The following is a 19,440-nucleotide window of genomic DNA, read 5'->3' as shown; positions in this document are numbered from 1 at the left end:
TCGGGGTCGCTGCGGCCGGTGACTGTTCCTGCCGGCGCCGACTCCCCTGCATCGGCGTTCTACCCCGGTACGCCAGCGGAGCGGTCCGTCGCTCCACCGGGCGACGTCCTACCCCGGAACCCGTCGGGCTTCTGAGGGAAGAACCGCCAACGGGGTGATCGGTCGCGCTCTGGAGCGGGGGATCACCCCGCTACCGGCGTTCCGTCGATCGCCTCGCCCCACACGGCCGACGAACACCCAGAGCCCGCCCCCCACCCCGGGGAACGGGCCCTGCTTCAACCGGGTCGGTCAGCTGAGGCGCTCGTAGATGATGGCCATGCCCTGGCCACCACCGACGCACATCGTCTCGAGGCCGAAGGTGCCGTCGCGCTCGGCCAGGTTGTGCAGCAGCGTCGTGGTGATGCGCGCACCGGTCGACCCGAAGGGGTGGCCGAGGGCGATCGCTCCGCCGTTGACGTTGAGCTTGTCGAAGTCCATCCCGAGCTCGTCGGCGCTGCCGAGCACCTGAGCGGCGAAGGCCTCGTTGATCTCGTAGAGGTCGAGGTCGGCGACCGTCATCCCGGCGCGGGCGAGGGCCTGCCGGGTGCTGTCGATCGGGCCGAGGCCCATGATCTCGGGCGAGAGGGCCGAGACGCCGGTGGAGACGACGCGGGCGAGCGGCGTCAGGCCGAGCGCCTTGGCCTTGGTGTCGCTCATGACGACCACGGCGGCGGCGCCGTCGTTGAGCGGGCAGCAGTTGCCGGCCGTCACGGTGCCGTCGGGGCGGAAGACGGGGTTGAGGCCCTGCACCGCCTCGAGGGTGACGCCGGCGCGCGGGCCGTCGTCCTTGCTGACGACGCTGCCGTCGGGCAGCGTCACCGGGGTGATCTCGTCGGCGAAGAAGCCCTTGGCGAGGGCGGCCTCGGCGCGGTTCTGGCTGCTGACGCCCCACTCGTCCTGGCGCAGGCGTGAGATCCCACGCGAGGTGGCGACGTTCTCCGCGGTCTGACCCATGGCGATGTAGACGTCGGGCAGGAGGCCGTCGAGGCGGGGGTCGGTCCAGGTCGCGTTGCTCTGCGCCGTGGCGACCGTGCGCGCCTGCGCCTCGTCGAAAGCCGGGTTCTTGGTGGTGTCCTCGGCGCCACCGGCGCCGGAGAAGCCGAGATACTGCGAGACGCACTCGACGCCACCGGAGAGGAACACGTCGCCCTCGCCGGCCTTGATCGCGTGGTAGGCCATGCGGGTCGTCTGCACGCTCGAGGAGCAGAAGCGGTTGACCGTGGCGCCGGGGACCTGGTCGTAGCCGGCGAGCACCGCGACGACGCGCGCCAGGTTGGACCCGTGGCGGCCGGAGGGCTCCGCGCAGCCCCAGTAGAGGTCGTCGATGTCGTGCGGGTCGAGCCCCGGCAGCTTGTCGAGCGCGGCCTTGAGGACCTGCGCGGACAGGTCGTCGGGGCGGATGTCCTTCAGTGACCCCTTGAACGCGCGCCCGATGGGGCTGCGGGCGGTCGAGACGATGACGGCTTCGGTCACGGGGGTCCTCCTCGGACGACGGTGTCGGCTGTCGAGCTACTAAGCGGGCGCTTAGTGCCGACCACCGATGGTATGCCGAGCATCCCCTCCCGGGGTAGCCGTCCGGGTGTGCGCCGGGTCACCGGTCAGGCCCGCGTGCGGGCCCGGGCAGCCGGTACCCTTCGGCAACCGCCGCCAGCAGCTCAGCTAGCCGCCCGACGCTGCCGGTCCCCGGGCCTCTGAGCCCCCCGCCGTGGCCGGAGCAGGCGCGTCGACCCCGTCACCCGCGTGCGTCGGTATGGGGCGCCTCGGCCGGTGCAGCCCGATCGCCCACCGACCCCGCGGCCCACGCGCTCGGCCGCCGATCTCGGTGGCGCTGACCTCGGTGCCGGGCTCGCGCACGGCCCGGGTGGCCTCGAGCGAGACCGGACCGACCGTGTCGCCGCGACGCCAGTCGGTCCCGCTGGCGGGCTCTTCGGCCCAGAGTCCGAGCGCGACGCACACCGACGGCAGCATCGCCGAGGCGGCGCGGGCGTAGCCGGCGGGTGAGGGGTGGAAGCGGTCCTTGCTGAACATCTCTCGCGGTGCGCTGGCGAACTCGGGCCCGATGAGGTCTCCGAGCGAGACGGTGCGCCCGCCGGCTTCGACGACCGCGACGATCTGCGCGGCCGCGAGGTCGCGGCTCCAGCGCCGGACCAGCGCGCGCAGCGGCTGGCCGACCGGCTCGAGCGTGCCGAGGTCGGGGCAGGTGCCGACGACGACCTCTGCGCCCGCCTCGCGCAGGCGCCTCACGGCGTCGCCGAGGTGGCGGACAGCGACCGACTTGTCGATGCGGTGGGTGACGTCGTTGGCGCCGATGAGGATCGCTGCGGCGTCGGGGCGCGGCACCGCGTCGAGGGCGTTGATGACCTGCAGCTCGAGACCGCTGGACTCGGCACCGACGACAGCGACGTTGGTCAGGTGGACGGGCCGGCCGGAGAAGGCCGAGACGCCGTTGGCGAGGAGGGCGCCCACGGTTTGCGAGGGGTGGTCGGCGCCCTGTCCGGCCGCGGTGCTGTCACCGAGCACGAGCAGCTCGATCGGTGGTGACGAGCCGGCGCCATACAGCCCGTTGTCGTCGGGGGAGCCGTCGAAGGGCTGCCCGATGAAGCGGCGGGCCAGGGTGGCCTCGACCTTGATGACGCCGTAGCCGATCGCGCCGATGGCGCCGATGCCGGCCACCCCGAAGCCTCCACCGTAGGCCGCGACCTGGGCGATGTTCCGCGCCCTGCGTGCTCTGCCCATCGCCCCTGCCCCTTCGCTCGTGCCCGCCCGTGACCGCCCGTGACGGCCAGTCGTCGATGCCTGGTGGTCCGCGGCCGTCGTCGGCCGGTGGGGACCCGTTCTTCACGGTAGCTGGCGCCACCGACAACGAGAGTCCCTTTTGTCCACTATGGTCCGTCCAGCCGATCCCCCTCGTCTGCGAGGATGGCGTAGTGAAGTATGCAGAGCACATCTCCGAACTCGTTGGGGGCACCCCCCTCGTCAAGCTCTCCGCCGTCACGGAGGGCATCGCCGCCACCGTGCTCGCCAAGGTGGAGTACCTCAATCCCGGTGGCTCGGTGAAGGACCGCATCGCCCTGCGGATGATCGACGCCGCCGAGGCCTCGGGTGAGCTCAAGCCCGGCGGCACCATCGTCGAGCCGACCTCCGGCAACACCGGCGTCGGCCTGGCCCTGGTGGCCCAGCGGCGCGGGTACTCCTGCGTCTTCGTCTGCCCCGACAAGGTGGCCGAGGACAAGCGCAACGTCCTCAAGGCCTACGGAGCCCAGGTGGTCGTCTGCCCAACGGCAGTCGAGCCCGACCACCCTGACTCCTACTACTCGGTCTCCGACCGGCTCGTGCGCGAGATCGACAACGCGTGGAAGCCCAACCAGTACTTCAACCCCGAGGGCCCCAACAGCCACTACGAGTCGACCGGCCCCGAGATCTGGGCCGACACCGAGGGCGAGATCACCCACTTCGTCGCGGGCGTCGGCACGGGCGGCACCATCAGCGGCACCGGCCGCTACCTCAAGGAGGTGTCGGGCGGCGCCGTCCGCATCATCGGGTCCGACCCCGAGGGGTCGGTCTACTCCGGCGGCACCGGTCGGCCCTACCTCGTCGAGGGGGTCGGCGAGGACTTCTGGCCCGGCGCCTACGACCCCTCGGTCGTCGACGAGGTGATCGCCGTCTCCGACGCCGAGTCGTTCGCGATGACCCGGCGCCTGGCCCGCGAGGAGGGCCTGCTCGTCGGGGGCTCCTGCGGCATGGCGGTCGTGTCGGCGCTGCGGGCCGCGAAGGACCTGCCCGCCGAGGCGGTCGTCGTGGTCCTGCTGCCCGACTCGGGCCGTGGCTACATGAGCAAGATCTTCAACGACGAGTGGATGGCGTCCTACGGCTTCCTGCACGACACCGTCGAGACCACCGTCGGCGACGTGCTGCGCACCAAGTCCGGCGCCCTGCCGGCACTGGTCCACACCCACCCGGCCGAGACCGTCCGCACCGCCATCGACATCCTGCGCGAGTACGGCGTCTCGCAGATGCCGGTCGTCAAGGCCGAGCCCCCGGTGATGTCGGGCGAGGTCGCGGGCTCGGTGAGCGAGCGCACCCTGCTCGAGCTGTTGTTCACCTCGCAGGCGCACCTGGCCGACGCGGTGGAGACGCACATGGAGCCGGGCCTGCCCCTCGTCGGGGCCGGCGAGAAGGTCGCGGTCGCGCGGGCCGAGCTCGAGAGGGCCGACGCGATCCTGGTGGTCGACGGCGGCAAGCCGGTCGGGGTCCTGACCCGGGCCGACCTGCTCGGCTTCCTCAGCGACTGACCTCAGGTAGTCGCAGAATCACCCCTCCACGCGGCGGGAGGGGTGATTCTTCGACTACCCAGCCGGAGCGGGTGGCCCCGCTGTCGGGCTGGGCACCAGCGTCTCGGGGGCGCTCAGCCAGGGGATGACCGCCAGCAGGCTGACCACTCCGGTCAGCCCGAAGGCCCAGGCGAAGCCGGCCCGGTCGGCGACCACACCGATCAGCACCGGCCCCACGATGGCCCCTGCGTCCTGCGCCATCTGGAAGGTCGCGAGCACCGGGCCACCGCGGCGGTCCGAGCCGACCACGTCGGCCACGGTGGCCTGCTGGCCGGGGTTGACCAGGCCCGCGCCCACCCCGCTCACCGCCGACAGCAGCAGCAGCACGGCGAGGTCGCTGCTGAGGCCGATCAGGCCCAGCCCCACCGCGGTCACCAGCAGCCCGACGACCACCAGCGGGCGCCGACCGCGCGTGTCGGCCACCCGTCCGGAGACCTGCAGCGTGGCGGCAGTGCCCACCGCGGCGACCGCCAGCACGACCCCGGCGACCCAGGTGGCGTCGTAGAGGGCCACGGCGAACTGCGGCAGCACCGCTACGCGCACCCCGAAGTTGGACCAGCCGTTGGCGAAGGCGCTGGCCAGCGCCGCCCGGTAGGAGTGGTGAGCCAGCGCCTCCGACAGGCGCATCGGCGGGAGGACGGGCTGGTCCGGTGGTGGCCGCAGCGAGGCACCGTTCAGCCGGACGGCCACCAGCGCCGCCGCCAGGACCAGCGCGACGGCATACGCGATGAACGGCAGGCGCAGGCCGAAGGTCGCCAGCGCCCCACCGACCACCGGCCCCACCATGCCGCCGATGAGGAACGAGCTCGCGTAGGCCGACGAGACGCGCCCGCGAATGGCCGGTGGTGACAGCCGCACCAGGAGGGCCAGGGCCGACACGGTGAACATCGTCGAGCCGATGCCTCCGAGGCCGCGCAGCACCAGCAGCTGCGCGTAGGAGCCGGCGAACGCCGTCGCCAGGGACGATGCGGCGACGATCAGCAGGCCCGTCAGGTAGACGGGTCGCTCGCCGAGGCGGGTCACCAGCGCCCCGCCCGCGGGGGCGAACACCAGCCGGAAGAAGGCGAAGGCCGACACCACGAGGGAGGCGGCGGCCACGCCGACGTCGAAGCTGCGGGCGTAGGCGGGCAGCACGGGCGACACCAGGCCGAAGCCGATGGCGATCACGAACGCCGCTGCGACCAGGACCTTGAGCTCGCCGGGGATCGCTGGTCGCTCGGCGTCAGTGCTCACGCGGTGGCCAACAGCCACCCGCCCGCCCCTCTTCCCGCGCCGCCGACAGGGAGGGTCGGCGGAGGGAGCCGGTGCCCTGTGGGAAGGTGGCGCATGCCGACGACTCCGGACGACGACCTCGACGTCGAGGCCGCCTGGGCCCACCACGAGGGGGCGCTGGCCGGGCTGCGGGTCCTCGACCTCACCCGCATCCTGTCGGGCCCCTTCGCGTCGATGGTGCTGGCCGACCTCGGAGCCGACGTCATCAAGGTCGAGGACACCCACGGCGGTGACGACACCCGCCGCTGGGGGCCGCCGTTCCAGGGCGACGACGCGGCCTACTACCACTCGGTCAACCGCAACAAGCGCTCCCTCGCGGTCGACCTCAAGGCGCAGGTGGGGCGGGGTCTCGTGCGCCGTCTCGCGGTCAGCGCCGACGTCGTCCTCGAGAACTTCCGTCCGGGCACGGCGCAGCGTCTCGGCCTGGGGTGGCCGCAGCTGTCGGCCCTCAACCCGCGGCTGGTCTACGGGTCGGTCAGCGGCTTCGGGCAGACCGGCCCCGAGAGCACGCGGGCGGGCTACGACGCGATCGCCCAGGCCATGTCCGGGGTGATGGGCATCACCGGCCCGGCGGGCGGCGAGCCGGTGCGGTTCGGCGTGGCCTCCGCCGACCTCGGCGCCGGGATGTGGGTGACCATCGGCGTGCTCGCGGCCCTGCGGTCGCGCGAGGCCACCGGGCAGGGCCAGCAGGTCGACATCGCCCTGCTCGACGGCCAGATGTCGTGGCTGACGTATGCCGCGCAGAACTTCTTCGCGACGGGCGAGCGGCCGCACCGCCACGGCTCGGCCCACCCCAACATCGTCCCCTACCAGTCGTTCCGGACCTCGGACGGCGACCTCATGGTGGCCGTGGGCAACGACTCGCTGTGGCGTCGGTTCGCGCCGGTGGTGGGGTTGGGCCACCTCGCGGACGACCCGCGGTTCGCCACCAACCCCGACCGGGTCCGCCACCGCGACGAGCTCCTCCCGCTCGTCGAGGCGGCCTTCCTCGCCCGCTCGTCCACGCAGTGGGCGCAGCTGCTCGAGGAGGCCGGGGTGCCGGCGGGGCCGGTGCACGAGGTGCCCGAGGCCCTGGCCCAGGAGCAGGTCCTGGCGCGCGACATGGTGGTGGACCTGCCGCACAGCCGGCTCGGCCCCCTGCGCACGCTCGGATCGCCGCTCAAGCTGTCGGGCACCCCCACGACGCTGCGGCACGCCAGCCCCACGTACGGAGAGCACACGCGAGACCTGCTCGCCGCGATGGGCCTGTCACCCGAGCGGGTCGAAGCCCTCGTCTCCGAGGGGGTCGTGCGCGGCTGAGGGGGCCACCACGGAGGCCGCGTGACCGCCCGTCGTCCCGGTCCTGCCAAGATGGGGGAAACTGAAGGGCCCCGGCACGTCGCCCCGAGCCCTCCCACCCCTGTCCTGAGTCATCGGAGAATCCCGTGAGCACCCCGCAGCACGCCCCCCTCTCGCCGTCGTGCCCCCTGCCCGGGGCGGGAGTCGGGCGATGAGCCGCCGCGGGCCACGCCGGCGCAGCGGCGACACCCTCCCGCCGCTTCCGCGGGACGGCCTCCGCGTCGTGCCCCTCGGCGGGCTCGGCGAGATCGGTCGCAACATGACCGTCTTCGAGCACGCCGGGCGCCTGCTCATCGTCGACTGCGGGGTGCTCTTCCCCGACGAGCACCAGCCCGGTGTCGACGTGATCCTGCCCGACTTCACCTGGATCCGTGACCGGCTCGACAAGGTCGACGCGATCGTGCTCACCCACGGTCACGAGGACCACATCGGCGGGGTGCCCTACCTGCTGCGCGAGCGTCCCGACATCCCCGTGGTCGGCTCCCGCCTGACCCTGGCCCTGCTCGAGGCCAAGCTGGTCGAGCACCGCATCAAGCCGGTGAGCGTCGTCGTCACCGAGGGTGACCGGCGCCCGTTCGGTCCCTTCGACTGCGAGTTCGTCGCGGTGAACCACTCCATCCCCGACGGTCTGGCTGTGGCCATCCGCACCTCGGCGGGCCTCGTGCTGTGCACCGGCGACTTCAAGATGGACCAGTTCCCCCTCGACGGTCGGATCACCGACCTGCGCGCCTTCGCCCGGCTGGGCGAGGAGGGGGTCGACCTCTTCCTCGTCGACTCCACCAACGCCGAGGTCCCCGGCTTCACCGTCTCGGAGGGCGAGCTCGCCCCGGCGATCGACACGGTCTTCCGCACCACCACCGGGCGGGTCATCGTCTCGAGCTTCGCCAGCCACGTGCACCGCATCCAGCAGATCCTCGACGCCGCCCAGCGCCACCACCGCAAGGTCGCGTTCGTCGGGCGCTCGATGGTGCGCAACATGGGCATCGCCCGCGAGCTCGGCTACCTCACGATCCCCGACGGGCTGGTCGTCAAGGACCTGCGCGCGCTCGACCGCCTGCGGCCCGACCAGGTGACGATCGTGGCCACCGGCTCGCAGGGTGAGCCGATGGCAGCCCTCGCCCGGATGGCCAACCGCGACCACCAGGTCAGCATCACCGCCGGCGACACCGTGCTGATGGCCAGCTCGCTGATCCCGGGCAACGAGAACGCGATCTACCACGTCATCAACGAGCTCACCCGCTGGGGCGCCAACGTGGTGCACAAGGGCAACGCCAAGGTCCACGTCTCCGGCCACGCGAGTGCCGGCGAGCTCGCCTACTGCTTCAACATCATCCGGCCCAAGAACGTGCTGCCCGTGCACGGCGAGTGGCGTCACCTCCGGGCGAACGCCGACATCGCCATCCGCACCGGCATCGACGCCGACCGGGTGCTCATCGCCCAGGACGGCAGCGTCATCGACCTCGTCGACGGCCGGGCCACGATCACCGGCACGGTGCCCGCCGGGCTGGTCTACGTCGATGCGATGACCGTCGGGGGCGCGACCGAGGAGACCCTGCACGTGCGGCGCACCCTGGCCGAGGAGGGCGTGGTCACCGTCGTGTGCATCGTCGACCCCGACACCGGCGCACTGACCGAGCCGCCCGACTACCTGGCGCACGGCTTCCCGCCCGAGCTGATGGACTTCTCGGCGGCCACGCCGTCGATCCAGCAGGCGCTGACCAAGGCGACCAAGGACGGCATCGACGACCTCGCGCAGATCGAGGACCTCGTGCGTCGGGCGCTGTCGGGCTGGGCCAACCGCACCCATCGCCGCAGCCCGCTGGTCATCCCGGTCATCGTCGACGCCTGAGCACCCGTGCGCATCTTCTTCACCGGCGGCAGCGGCAAGGCCGGCAAGCACGTCGCGGCCCACCTCGCCGACCAGGGCCACGCGGTCACCAACGCCGACCTCGTCCCGCTGGGTCACCCGTCCGTCGCCGACCTCCGGGTCGACCTGACCGACCTCGGCGAGACCTACTCGGCGCTCGCGGGGCTGGCGAGGGCACAGGAGCTCGAGCCGGCGCAGGCGCCTTCATACGACGCGGTGGTGCACTTCGCGGCGGTGCCCGCGATCCTGCTCACCTCCGACGCGCGGACGTATGCGACCAACGTGCTCAGCACCTACAACGTCCTCGAGGCTGCGACCCGGCTGGGGGTGCGCAAGGTCGTCCTCGCCTCGTCCGAGACGACCTACGGCATCTGCTTCGCGCAGGGCGAGCGGCGACCGCTCTACGTGCCGGTCGACGAGGAGCACCCCACGGTGCCCGAGGACTCGTACGCGATGTCGAAGGTGGCGGGGGAGGTCACCGCCCGCTCCTTCCAGGCGCGCACCGGCGCCGACGTCTACGGGCTGCGGATCAACAACGTGATCGAGCCGCACGAGTATGCCGAGATGTTCCCGGCGTTCCTGGCGGACCCGGCGCTGCGGCGGCGCAACGTCTTCGCCTACATCGACACCCGTGACCTCGGCCAGCTGGTGGCTCGCTGCCTCGAGGTCGACGGTCTCGGTTACGAGGTCTTCAACGTCGCCAACGCCGACCTGTCGGTCGCGGCGACCACCGACGAGGTCCGGGCCCGCTTCTACGACGGGGTGGAGCTGCGGCGGCCGATGGGGCGCGACGAGACCTTCTACTCGATCGACAAGGCCCGCCGGCTGCTCGGCTACGAGCCGCAGCACTCGTGGCGGGACGTACTGCCCGATCCGGGGGCGGGGATCCGCTAGCACGCTGCCTGCCGCGCGGCCTCAGCGCAGCGGCGAGACCGCGAGGTAGATCGTGTTGGCCGACTCCCCACCCGTCAGCGGGTTGGCAAAGGTCACGACGCGCGCGTCTGCCTGCCCGAAGGCCTCACCCAGCCGCGAGACGACCTCCGGCACAGGTGGCTCGTCGGACCACAGCGCGAACGCGCCGCCGTCGGCGATCATCGCGGCGACCCGGACGAAGCCCTGCGCCGTGTAGAGGTCGCCGTGGTCCTCGCGGAGCAGCCAGTCGGGGGCGTGGTCGATGTCGAGCAGCACCGCGTCGTAGGTGCGGTCGGCCCGGCCCTCGCGGACCATCGCGAAGAAGTCGTCGAGCACGAGCCGCACGCGCGGGTCCGCGGCGAGCCCCTCGGTGTCGGGCAGCAGGTCGCGCTCGTGCCACGAGACCACCTGCGGCAGGGCCTCGACCACGGTCAGCTCGGTGACGCGGGCGTCCTCGAGGGCGGCTGCCGCGGTGTAGCCGAGCCCCAGCCCCCCGACCAGGACCGTCAGCGGCGCACCGGTCACTGCCGCGAGCCCGAGCCGGGCCAGCTCCTGCTCCCCGGTGGTGAACTGGCTCGACATGAGGAAGTCGTCGCCCAGCTTGACCTCGTGGACGTCCTGCTGCGTGACGGGGTCCCATCGCCGGCGAAGGCTGATGGGACCCCACGGGGTGTCGCCCCAGTCGAGCTCCTGGATCCTCATCCGTCGAGAGTAGTGGCCTTCTCGGAGTCGTCCGCGGACTGCGCGAGCGGCAACGGTCGCGTGAGGCTGAGGACGATCGAGGCGGCCAGCACCACGACGATGACGGCCAGGCTGGCCAGCGAGGGGATCTGCGGGATGGAGGTGGAGAAGTTCTCGTGGCTGGCCTGCAGGATCAGCTTGACGCCGATGAAGGCGAGGATGAGGGCCAGGCCCTTGCCCAGGTAGTGGAACCTGTCGAGCAGACCGGCCAGCAGGAAGTAGAGCGCCCGCAGGCCGAGGATGGCGAAGGCGTTCGAGGTGTAGACGATGAACGAGTCGGAGCTGACGGCCAGCACGGCGGGCACGCTGTCGACGGCGAAGACCAGGTCAGCGGCCTCGATGGCGACGACGACGGCGAGCAGCGGCGTGCCATAGCGCTTGCCGGCCTCCTTGAGGAAGAACTTCGTGCCGTGGTACTCGTCCTTCATCGGGATGACCGTGCGCATCGCCCGGAGGGCGAAGGAGGTCGACGGGTCGTAGTCGTCGTCCTCACCCTTGACCAGCTTCCACGCGCTGTAGAGCAGGACCGCAGCGAAGAGGAACAGCACCGGGGAGAAGCGCTCGACGATCTGCACGCCCAGGGCGAGGAAGATGGCCCGGAAGACCAGGGCACCGATGACCCCGAAGAACAGCACGCGGTGCTGGTACTTCGCGGGCACCCTGAAGTAGGCGAAGATCAGCGCGAAGACGAAGAGGTTGTCGACCGACAGGCTCTTCTCGAGCAGCCACGCGGTGAAGTATTGCACGCCGGCGCTCTCGGTCGTCGCGGGCACCATGGCCCCGGCGGCGTCGGTGACCATCGCCGGCTCGACGAAGATCCAGACGACGACGCCGAAGACAACCGCCAGGCCCACCCAGCCGACGCTCCAGCGGGCGGCCTCCGTGAAGCCGATGACGTGGTCGTCACGGTGGGCCACGAGGTCGATGACCAGGGCCACGGCCACGGTCGCCGCGAAGCCGATCCAGAGCCAGGTGGGGACGTCGTACACGGGATTCTCCTTGTGCGTCAGGGTCGGTGCAGGAGTGCTGCGCTCCCCTCAAGGATCACCGGCGAGGCGGCTGCCGGCAGGGTCGACGGCCGGACGCGTGCACCGGCCGATGTTGCCGACGGTCGGCAACCTGGGGGGTGGGAGTCACGACGGCTCGAGCGCGACCTCCGGCCAGCGCAGCAGCCGGGCCGCGAGCACGGCAGCCTGCAGCGTGAAGCGGTGCGCCGGGTCTGTGGGGTTGGTGCCCAGCAGCTCGCCCACCCGCTGCAGCCGGTAGGTGACGGCCCGCACGGACAGGTGCAGCCGCGCGGCCGCTGCGGTCGAGACCCCGCCGGTGGCGTAGTACGCGTCGAGAGTCTGCAGCAGCGGACCCGCCCCACCCCGAGCCGTGGTCAGCGGGCCCAGCACGGTGGTGACGAGCTCGTTGACCGCGGCCCGGTCTCGCAGCAGCACCTGGTAGATCACGAGCTCGGAGACGTCGACGACCGGCGTGGGCAGCCGCAGCCGCTCGGCGAGATCCAGCGCGCTGCACGCCTGCTCATAGGACACCCGCACCGACATGGCACCGGCCAGGCTGCGCCCCACGGCGGCCTGCCAGCTGCGCCCTGCCGTCCCACCCGGCAGGGCCTTGGCCAGCACCGTGCCCAACCGCCGGCCCACCAGCTCGGTGCTCGAGGGGTCGGGGGCGGCGAAGATGCAGACCAGCAGCCCGTTCTTCACCGCCACAACGGGATTCGCGTCGCCGTGCCGGCCGGCCAGCGCGCGCTCGAGCTGGCGTGGCACCGACACGGCGGACGGGTCGTCGAAGGTGCGCTCGTGCCGCGCTACGAGCACGGCGTGCGGGCTGGTGAGGTCGAGGCCGAGGTCGGCGGCACGCCCGGTGACGGCGGCCGCGGCCGGTCCGCCGGCGAGCAGCGTGTCGAACAGCTCGCGACGGGTCGACTCCTGCTGGCGGGAGAGGTCGTTGCGGGCCAGCTGGAAGCCCTCGGCGAGCGCGGCGACGGCGTCGTCCGAGGCCCGGAGGACGGCGAGCCCGGCGGCCCGCACCTGCGCGGCGTCCCCCTCGAGCACCACGTCGAGGCGCTCCCACAGCCGCCAGCACGCAGAGAGGTAGAGGTCGATGAGTGCGCGCAGCGGCACCCCGGCCTGGGCGGCCGCCGACCCACGCTCCCCGCAGGCCCGCAGCTCGCCGGCGCGCAGCCGCCGCCCCGACGTGGCCGCCTCGACGACGATGGTGAGGAACGAGCCGAGCAGGCCCTCGTCGATGCCTCCGGCGTCGTCGGCTGCGCCGGCGGCGACAGCCTGCACCGTGTCGGGTTCCATGTCTCCTCCTGCCGGACCCGGGCAGTCTCCGGGTCTGGCCTCCAGTGTCGCAGTCGCGAACCACGCAGAGGTGTCGAGGCAGGGGGAGGGCGGTCGCCCGTCCTTCACCGAGCTCGACGCCGACTCGCGCGCCTCCGCCGTGGCCGTCGCCATCCGACGAGGGCTGATCCGCCGCAGCCGCTCCACCCCGTGGGCATCCAGGTCGGCGGGTCGTGTCGACGGCAGCGTCAGGGGTCGGCACTACAGTCGCTCTGGTGATCCGACGATGAGCAAGGCCGATGACACGCGCGCGATGCGCGAAGCACGACACGCCGCCTTCCGGGCCAGGGCCGCACAGCCCACTGCGACGCCCAAGGCATCCCCGAAGGCTCCGGGCCGGGCCGCGACCGCCGAGGCCGCCGAGGTCTCCGAGCCCTCCGTGACGGTGCCCCCGGCCGCACCCGTCGCCCCGGACGAGCAGGCTGGGCTCTGTGGTCACCGCGCCATGAGCGGCCGCACGTGCACGCGTGAGCAGGGCCACGCGGCCAAGAGCCACCGCTACTCGTAGGCGACGGGCGATAATCAGGGACACCGAGCGCGTAGTCCTACGGCCCACTGGGCCGGACCACGCCCCTGCAGCACCCGACGAGGAGCCCCATGACCATCGAGTCGACCGCACCGATCTTCGCCCCCACCCCGACGGGCGAGCTGCCGGTCGACGAGCGGGCACGGCTCGACGCCGTGGTGGCGACCGTCAAGGAGGGTGAGTCGCGGTGGGCCGCGATGAGCCTGGCGGCCAGGGTCGACCTGCTGGCCGATGTGCACCGGAGCGTCGCGGCCGCTGCCGACGAGTGGGTCGCCGGTGCGGTGCGCGCCAAGGGCCTCGACCCTTCCTCGCCCCTGGTCGGGGAGGAGTGGATCTCGGGTCCCTACTGCACGCTCACCGCGCTGCTCGCCCTGCAGCAGTCGCTCGGGGCCGTGGCCGCCGGCGCCAGCCCCGTCGACGGGAAGAAGCTGGGCTCGGCTCCCGGTGGCCGCGTGACCGTGCCCGCCCTGCCGTCGAACCACTTCGAGTACCTCCTGCTCCACGGCTTCTCCGCCGACGTGTGGATGACGCCGGGAGTCACCGCCGAGCAGGTGCGGTCGCGAGCCGGGCTCGGGGCGCGCACCCCGTCCGAGACCGGTGGGGTCGGCCTGGTCCTCGGGGCGGGCAACATCACCTCGATCGCCCCGCTAGATGTCATCTACGAGCTGGTGGCGCACAACCGGGTCGTCGTCCTCAAGCTCAACCCGACGCTCGACGAGCTGCTGCCGGCCTACGAGGCCGCCTTCGCGCCGCTCATCGACCTCGGGTTGCTCGCCATCGTCGCCGGTGGCGGCGACGTGGGCGCCTACCTCGCTTAGCACGACGGCATCTCGCACGTGCACATCACCGGCAGCGCAGCCACCCACGACCTGATCGTCTGGGGCATCGGCGAGGACGCCGTCGAGCGCAAGGCGGCGGGGACGCCGCTGCTGCAGACGCCGATCACGAGTGAGCTGGGTGGGGTCTCGCCGATCATCGTGGTGCCCGGATCCTGGTCGGACGCCGACCTCACCTTCCAGGCCCAGCACGTCGCGACCCAGCGTCTGCACAACGGCGGCTACAACTGCATCGCCGGGCAGGTGGTCGTGCTCAGCAGTGACTGGCCGCAGCGCGAGGCCTTCGTCGAGCAGCTGCGCATCGCGATGGACACGGCGCCCGGACGCGAGCCCTGGTATCCCCGCAGCGGGGAGCGGGTCGAGGCGGCGGCCGCGGCATACGGGGATGCGCAGCGGCTGGGGCCGGACGGCGGGCGGCTGCTCATCGACGCCCGCGGGTCCCACAAGGCGTCGGTGGTCGAGACCACCGAGTACTTCTCGCCCGTGCTCGGGGTCGTCGACGCGCCGGGCACCGGTCAGGCCTTCCTCGACGCTGCCGTCGAGCTCGTCAACCGCGACTTCGTCGGCACCCTCGGGGCCAACGTCCTGGTCGACCCCTCGACCCTGAAGGCCCTCGGTCAGGGGTTCGAGGAGGCGATCGCCCGGCTCGAGTACGGCACCGTGGCCATCAACGCGTGGACGGGCGTCGGCTTCCTCACCGCGAACGCCTCGTGGGGCGCCTTCCCGGGGCACACGCTCGACGACGTGCAGAGCGGAATCGGTGTGGTGCACAACGCGATCCTGCTCGCCGACATCGAGCGCACCGTCGTGCGAGGCCCCTTCCGTCCCTTCCCCCGGTCGGCCCTCGGTGGCGAGTTCGCCCTCACCCCCAAGCCGCCGTGGTTCGTCTCCGCCCGCAGCGCACGCAAGACCGGCGAGCTGCTGACCCGGTTCGCCGCCGACCCGTCGTGGGCCAAGCTGCCCGGCATCTTCGGGTCGGCGTTCAGGGCCTGAGCGCGGCTCGGTAGCGTCTCCAGGGTGACGGAAGAGCTGGCCTACGAGGTCGTGCAGGCGTACGAGGGCTTCGAGCTGCGTCGCTACCCCGCCTACGTGGTCGCGGAGGTCGTGGTCGGCGGCGACTTCGAGGAGGCGGGCGGCGCCGCCTTCCGCACCCTCTTCGGATACATCAGCGGCCAGAACCGGTCGACGACCAAGCTCGCGATGACCTCGCCGGTCATCCAGCGCGACTCCCAGCCGATCGCGATGACCACGCCCGTCCAGCAGCGCGCGACCCACACGGGCGAGTACGCCGTGGCCTTCGTCCTGCCCTCCTCGCTCACCCTGGCCGACGCGCCGGTGCCCATGAGCCCCGAGGTGACCCTGCACGAGCGCGCAGAGGTGCTCGCAGCCGCCCACCGGTACCGCGGCCGGTGGACCGAGGTCTCGTTCGAGCAGCACATCGAGCAGCTGCGGTCCGCGGTGACCGGTGCCGGGCTGACCCTGGTCGGCTCGCCACGGTGGGCGCGGTTCGACCCGCCCTACGTGCCGTGGCTCCTGCGGCGCAACGAGATCGTCCAGGATGTGGGCGCAGACGCTGGGGGCCTCACCCGGCCCGACCCGTCCACCCCGACCCCGACCTGACGCAGCGTCACGTCCACGACGGTTCCCACTCGAGAGCAGTGTCCTCGGCGGGCAGCAGGACCCCGGCGGGGGCGCGTGAGGCCCCTCCACTGGACACCCTCGATGGAGCCGCTGATGGAGAACACCTGGGGCATCGTGGCGTAGGTCATCGGCCAGCTGCTGTAGCCGTCGCCCTGCTCGCAGCGGATGGCTGTCCGCTGGCGGTCGATGTAGCCATAGCGCAGCTGGCCCGCTGACGATGGTCTCGCAGCTGCTCTGCACCTCGACGCCCACGCAGGCGTCGCCGCCGCTGCCGGTGCCGGCGTCGTCGGTACCGGCACCGCCGTTGAGGTAGTCGTTGCCGCCGCCGCCGATCAGCCGGTCGTTGCCGCCGCCACCCAGCGGCAGGTTGTTCCCTCCGACGCCGGTCAGCGTCGAGCTGTCGTTGCCGGCCAGCAGAGCCTCGATGTTCACCGGCCTGTCGGTGCCCTCGCCGGTGGTCCTACCGGTGGGCTCGGGACCGAGCTGGTGCGCCGGTCGCGGGCGGGCTCGCCCGCCTACACCCGGCGAGCCACCGCCGCGTCGGGCGCTCCGAGCTGGTCAGGGTGCAGGATCGCCGCCAGGGCCTCGATACCGTCGACCAGCCGCGGCCCGGGTCGGGCGAAGCAGGAGTTGGCGTCGACCGCCCACACGGGCACGTCGGGTAGCGTGCCGCTCGCGACCAGCTCCGCCGCCAGCGCGCTCGACTCGTCCAGCCCGAAGCCGCACGGCGCGCACACGACGACCTGGGGGTCACCCGCCAGCGCGTCCTCCCACGTCACCCGCACCGACTTCGCGCCCGGCTGCCCGACGGTGGGCGTGCCACCGGCGAGGGTCACCATCTCGGGCACCCAGTGGCCGGGGGCGTAGGGCGGGTCGGTCCACTCCAGCAGCAGGGTCCGCGGGCGCTCCAGGCCTGATACGGCCCGTCGTACGGCGTCCAGTCGGTCCCGGAGCTCCGCGAGCAGCGACACCGCCGCCTCCTCGCAACCGGTGCGACGCCCGAGGGTGAGCACCGACTCGAGCACCTCGTCGAGGGTGTGGGGGTCGAGGGTGACGACGTCGGCGGTGGCGCCCAGGTGGGCGAGAGCCGCATCGACGTCGGCCACGTCGACCGCGCAGACGGCACAGAGGTCCTGGGTGACGACGAGGTCGGCGTCGATCTCGGCCAGGGCCCCGACGTCGAGGTGGTAGAGGTCCTCGCCGGCCTGCACCCGGCGGCTGACCTCGTGGTCGATCTCGGCGGGGGACAGGCCCGCGGGCAGGGAGGTGGTCGAGACGATGCGGCGGGTGCGGGCCTCGGTGGGGTGGTCGCACTCGTAGGTCACCCCCACGACGTGCTCACCCGCCCCGACGGCGAAGAGGATCTCGGTCGACGACGGCAGGAGCGAGACGATGCGCATCCTCCGAGCCTAGGTCGGCGGGGCCTGCCCCGTCCCCCGCAGCACGTCCTGGAACCAGCCGACCCCCGTGTCGAAGGCCTTGCCGCCCTTGATCCGGTCGAACTCGATCGCCCGCAGCACGTCGCCGCGCTCCTCGTCCTGCCCGACCACGCCGGGGGTGCCGGCGATCGCGGAGTCGACCGCGACGAGCACCATCCGCCGGATGAGGGCGAGGTCGGCCGCGTTGGCCGGGGCCGAGCGGGCGAAGTAGCCGCTCTTCTGCACCATGGTCTTCTCCGCGCCGATCCGCGAGGCGAACTGCTGGGCGAACCAGGCTCCGGGGTTGACCGCGTCGAGCTTGACGTGACCGAAGGCGTCACGGGGCACCTGCTCGCCCGCCGCCTCCATCTGCTCGACGATCTCGCCGACGCCGGCGCCCTCGGAGACGAAGAGGTTGACGCAGCCGATGTCGTCCATCACGGACTGCAGCCGCGTCGCCTCGGCGTCGAGGTCGATCGGCAGCTCGGGCACGTAGACCGCGTGCACCCCCCAGCGCTCAGGGGTCAGGCCGAGCGACGGCACCCACTCCTGCTGCGCGTGCCAGGCCTGGTAGGCCCGGGCGGTGGCGGCGGTGAGCCAGCCGCAGCCGCGGCCCATGACCTCGTGCACGATGAGCATCCGCGGGTTGGCGCCGTGCTCGGCCAGCACGTTCTGCGCGAACCGCGAGCCCTGCTCAGCGGCGGTCAGGGCCCCCAGCGACTGCCGGATCGGGATGACGTCGTTGTCGACCGTCTTGGGCAGCCCGACGACGGTGAGCTCGTGGCCACGCTCGTGCAGGAAGGCGGCGAGGCCGGCAGCGGTGATGTTGGTGTCGTCGCCGCCGATGGTGTGCAGCACGTCGATGCCGTCGTCGGCGAGGCGCTGCGCGGCGACCTCGAGCGGGTGCTGCCCCGGCGCGACGAGCCCTCGCGCCACGAGGTCGTCGACGTTGGTCAGCTTGACCCGGCTGTTGCCGAGCGGGCTGCCGCCGTAGCCGTGCAGCAGCGGGGCGTTGCGACGTCCCTGGTCGTCCACCACGAAGGAGTCGCCGCTCAGCACCCCTTGGTACCCGTGGCGGTAGCCGACGATCTCGACCTGCGGCATCAGCTCGGTGTAGCGCTCGATGAGGCCGCCGACGGCGGACGACAGGCAGGGAGCGTAGCCCCCGGCGGTGAGGAGAGCGACACGGTGGATGGCCATGAGTCCAACCTACGACCCGTACGCCGTGCCCCACCCCCGGTGGGTCACCCACCGGACACCCACCGGACACCCGGCGGCCGCCCGTGAACGCCCCCGGTGAGCCCGCGTCAGCCCTTGTCGCTGTTGTGGTGCTGCACGACCTGCCGGGCCACCTCGGCGATCTTGATGTTCATGTCCTGCGACGCCTTGCGCAGCACGTCGAAGGCGGCGTCGTCCGAGATCTTGTGGAAGGCCATCATCAGGCCGATCGCCTTGCCGATCTCGCGGTTGCTGTTGAGGCCCAGCGCAAGTGTCTCGGCCTGGTCGCGGTTCTGCACGGCCGCGATCACGACCGAGGCGAAGGCCGCGAGGATGATGCCCTGGTCGACGGACCTCTCGTCGAGGGCGCCCGCCTCGTCGGAGAAGAGGTTGAGGGCCCCGATCTTCGAGTGTCCCACGATGATGCGGAACCCGGCGCCGCCGCGCACCGGCGTCTGGGCCACGATCGCGCGCGACAGCGTCGGCCACTGGCTGGCGTGGCCGAAGTCGGGCTCGAGCTGCGGACGCTCCTCCTCGATGGCGTCGAGACAGGGCCCCTCGTTGTGCAGCCGTTCCAGGTCGTCGACCGCCATGGCCACGTCGTCGCTCGACGCGATGGTGTCGTAGACACCGGAGCGACCCTGCAGCATGAGGCTCGCGTGGTCGCAGCCGTCCACCAGCGTGACCGCCGAGCGCACGAGCGCCTCATAGATCTCGGTGAACCCTCCCGCACCGTAGATCAGGGTCGCGAGCTGGTCGAACATCGCCGCCGGGCGGGAGGCGCCTGCGGTGTCCACGGTGACGACCTCGGCCAAACCGGGGGAGTGGGCGGCGGGATTCAAGACGGCCTCCTCAAGACGATCTCGTGGTGACGACCTGGTGACGTGACACCCCATTGTGACCCGCGGGGCGGTCCGCTCCCAAGCCGGTGGGCGATCGCCCGGTGCGGT

General features: G+C 72.2%; 17 protein-coding genes. 8 read left to right on the top strand and 9 right to left on the bottom strand.

What is annotated here, in order from left to right; translation table 11 throughout:
* Positions 1–288: 288 nt before the first annotated feature.
* Entirely contained in the window at positions 289–1,512 is a 1,224-nt protein-coding gene (locus V3N99_05795; GenBank protein MEO3936259.1) for an acetyl-CoA C-acetyltransferase, read from the bottom strand.
* A 186-nt stretch (positions 1,513–1,698) separates the two neighbouring features.
* On the bottom strand, positions 1,699–2,775 hold the full coding sequence (locus tag V3N99_05790) for an SGNH/GDSL hydrolase family protein (GenBank protein MEO3936258.1): 1,077 nt from the start codon (positions 2,773–2,775) through the stop codon (positions 1,699–1,701).
* A gap of 191 nt (positions 2,776–2,966) precedes the next feature.
* Between V3N99_05790 and V3N99_05785 the strand changes: the two genes are divergently transcribed.
* Positions 2,967–4,331, top strand: a complete 1,365-nt coding sequence (locus V3N99_05785) for a cystathionine beta-synthase (GenBank protein MEO3936257.1) — start codon at positions 2,967–2,969, stop codon at positions 4,329–4,331.
* A 54-nt stretch (positions 4,332–4,385) separates the two neighbouring features.
* Here the strand turns inward: V3N99_05785 and V3N99_05780 are convergent, their stop codons facing one another.
* The gene (locus V3N99_05780; protein ID MEO3936256.1) at positions 4,386–5,603 is read right to left on the bottom strand and encodes an MFS transporter; all 1,218 of its coding nucleotides are present in this window, start codon (positions 5,601–5,603) and stop codon (positions 4,386–4,388) included.
* Positions 5,604–5,696: 93 nt separating this feature from the next.
* Here V3N99_05780 and V3N99_05775 point away from each other — a divergent pair, with 93 nt between their 5' ends.
* The 3 genes from V3N99_05775 (at position 5,697) to V3N99_05765 (ending at position 9,741) form a co-directional block, all read left to right on the top strand.
* On the top strand, positions 5,697–6,941 hold the full coding sequence (locus tag V3N99_05775; GenBank protein MEO3936255.1) for a CaiB/BaiF CoA-transferase family protein: 1,245 nt from the start codon (positions 5,697–5,699) through the stop codon (positions 6,939–6,941).
* 190 nt (positions 6,942–7,131) lie between these two features.
* Complete coding sequence (locus V3N99_05770) at positions 7,132–8,829, top strand: ribonuclease J (protein MEO3936254.1); 1,698 nt, start codon at positions 7,132–7,134, stop codon at positions 8,827–8,829.
* A 6-nt stretch (positions 8,830–8,835) separates the two neighbouring features.
* Complete coding sequence (locus V3N99_05765) at positions 8,836–9,741, top strand: NAD(P)-dependent oxidoreductase (GenBank protein MEO3936253.1); 906 nt, start codon at positions 8,836–8,838, stop codon at positions 9,739–9,741.
* 21 nt (positions 9,742–9,762) lie between these two features.
* On the opposite strand, the gene V3N99_05760 is transcribed toward V3N99_05765, so the two are convergent.
* From V3N99_05760 to V3N99_05750, 3 genes are all read right to left on the bottom strand, one after another.
* Positions 9,763–10,461, bottom strand: coding sequence for a spermidine synthase (locus tag V3N99_05760; GenBank protein ID MEO3936252.1), 699 nt, complete (start codon positions 10,459–10,461; stop codon positions 9,763–9,765).
* Positions 10,458–11,489 (bottom strand): TerC family protein, encoded by a 1,032-nt coding sequence (locus V3N99_05755; protein ID MEO3936251.1) that lies wholly within the window; start codon positions 11,487–11,489, stop codon positions 10,458–10,460. The genes V3N99_05760 and V3N99_05755 overlap by 4 nt, the downstream gene beginning before the upstream one ends.
* Before the next feature lie 144 nt (positions 11,490–11,633).
* A complete protein-coding gene (locus V3N99_05750) occupies positions 11,634–12,812 on the bottom strand; it encodes a helix-turn-helix domain-containing protein (GenBank protein ID MEO3936250.1) in 1,179 nt (392 codons plus the stop codon).
* A gap of 265 nt (positions 12,813–13,077) precedes the next feature.
* Here V3N99_05750 and V3N99_05745 point away from each other — a divergent pair, with 265 nt between their 5' ends.
* The 4 genes from V3N99_05745 (at position 13,078) to V3N99_05730 (ending at position 15,833) form a co-directional block, all read left to right on the top strand.
* A complete protein-coding gene (locus V3N99_05745) occupies positions 13,078–13,359 on the top strand; it encodes a hypothetical protein (GenBank protein ID MEO3936249.1) in 282 nt (93 codons plus the stop codon).
* Between the two features lie 89 nt (positions 13,360–13,448).
* Entirely contained in the window at positions 13,449–14,195 is a 747-nt protein-coding gene (locus V3N99_05740) for a hypothetical protein (protein ID MEO3936248.1), read from the top strand.
* A 9-nt stretch (positions 14,196–14,204) separates the two neighbouring features.
* Positions 14,205–15,206, top strand: a complete 1,002-nt coding sequence (locus tag V3N99_05735) for an aldehyde dehydrogenase family protein (GenBank protein ID MEO3936247.1) — start codon at positions 14,205–14,207, stop codon at positions 15,204–15,206.
* Between the two features lie 24 nt (positions 15,207–15,230).
* Positions 15,231–15,833, top strand: coding sequence for a heme-binding protein (locus V3N99_05730; protein ID MEO3936246.1), 603 nt, complete (start codon positions 15,231–15,233; stop codon positions 15,831–15,833).
* 536 nt (positions 15,834–16,369) lie between these two features.
* On the opposite strand, the gene V3N99_05725 is transcribed toward V3N99_05730, so the two are convergent.
* From V3N99_05725 to V3N99_05715, 3 genes are all read right to left on the bottom strand, one after another.
* Entirely contained in the window at positions 16,370–17,254 is an 885-nt protein-coding gene (locus V3N99_05725; GenBank protein ID MEO3936245.1) for an ABC transporter substrate-binding protein, read from the bottom strand.
* Positions 17,255–17,263: 9 nt separating this feature from the next.
* On the bottom strand, positions 17,264–18,472 hold the full coding sequence (locus V3N99_05720; protein MEO3936244.1) for a pyrophosphate--fructose-6-phosphate 1-phosphotransferase: 1,209 nt from the start codon (positions 18,470–18,472) through the stop codon (positions 17,264–17,266).
* A gap of 107 nt (positions 18,473–18,579) precedes the next feature.
* Positions 18,580–19,332 carry a GAF and ANTAR domain-containing protein gene (locus tag V3N99_05715; GenBank protein ID MEO3936243.1) on the bottom strand — a complete coding sequence of 251 codons (753 nt, stop codon included), beginning with the start codon at positions 19,330–19,332 and terminating at the stop codon, positions 18,580–18,582.
* Positions 19,333–19,440: the final 108 nt, after the last annotated feature.

The sequence above is a fragment of the Dermatophilaceae bacterium Soc4.6 genome, from assembly GCA_039889245.1.
Classification (GTDB): Bacteria; Actinomycetota; Actinomycetes; order Actinomycetales; family Dermatophilaceae; genus Lapillicoccus.
The sequence above is the reverse complement of the archived record's forward strand: the minus strand, read 5'-3'. Positions and strand labels throughout refer to the sequence as shown.

Bases quoted from the DNA above. Each gene is read 5' to 3' on its own strand.
- V3N99_05750 (MEO3936250.1), bottom strand. From the start codon at position 12,812: ATGGAACCCGACACGGTGCAGGCTGTCGCCGCCGGCGCAGCCGACGAC.
- V3N99_05720 (MEO3936244.1), bottom strand. From the start codon at position 18,472: ATGGCCATCCACCGTGTCGCTCTCCTCACCGCCGGGGGCTACGCTCCC.
- V3N99_05770 (MEO3936254.1), top strand. From the start codon at position 7,132: ATGAGCCGCCGCGGGCCACGCCGGCGCAGCGGCGACACCCTCCCGCCG.
- V3N99_05760 (MEO3936252.1), bottom strand. From the start codon at position 10,461: ATGAGGATCCAGGAGCTCGACTGGGGCGACACCCCGTGGGGTCCCATC.
- V3N99_05790 (MEO3936258.1), bottom strand. From the start codon at position 2,775: ATGGGCAGAGCACGCAGGGCGCGGAACATCGCCCAGGTCGCGGCCTAC.
- V3N99_05740 (MEO3936248.1), top strand. From the start codon at position 13,449: ATGACCATCGAGTCGACCGCACCGATCTTCGCCCCCACCCCGACGGGC.
- V3N99_05775 (MEO3936255.1), top strand. From the start codon at position 5,697: ATGCCGACGACTCCGGACGACGACCTCGACGTCGAGGCCGCCTGGGCC.
- V3N99_05745 (MEO3936249.1), top strand. From the start codon at position 13,078: ATGAGCAAGGCCGATGACACGCGCGCGATGCGCGAAGCACGACACGCC.
- V3N99_05725 (MEO3936245.1), bottom strand. From the start codon at position 17,254: ATGCGCATCGTCTCGCTCCTGCCGTCGTCGACCGAGATCCTCTTCGCC.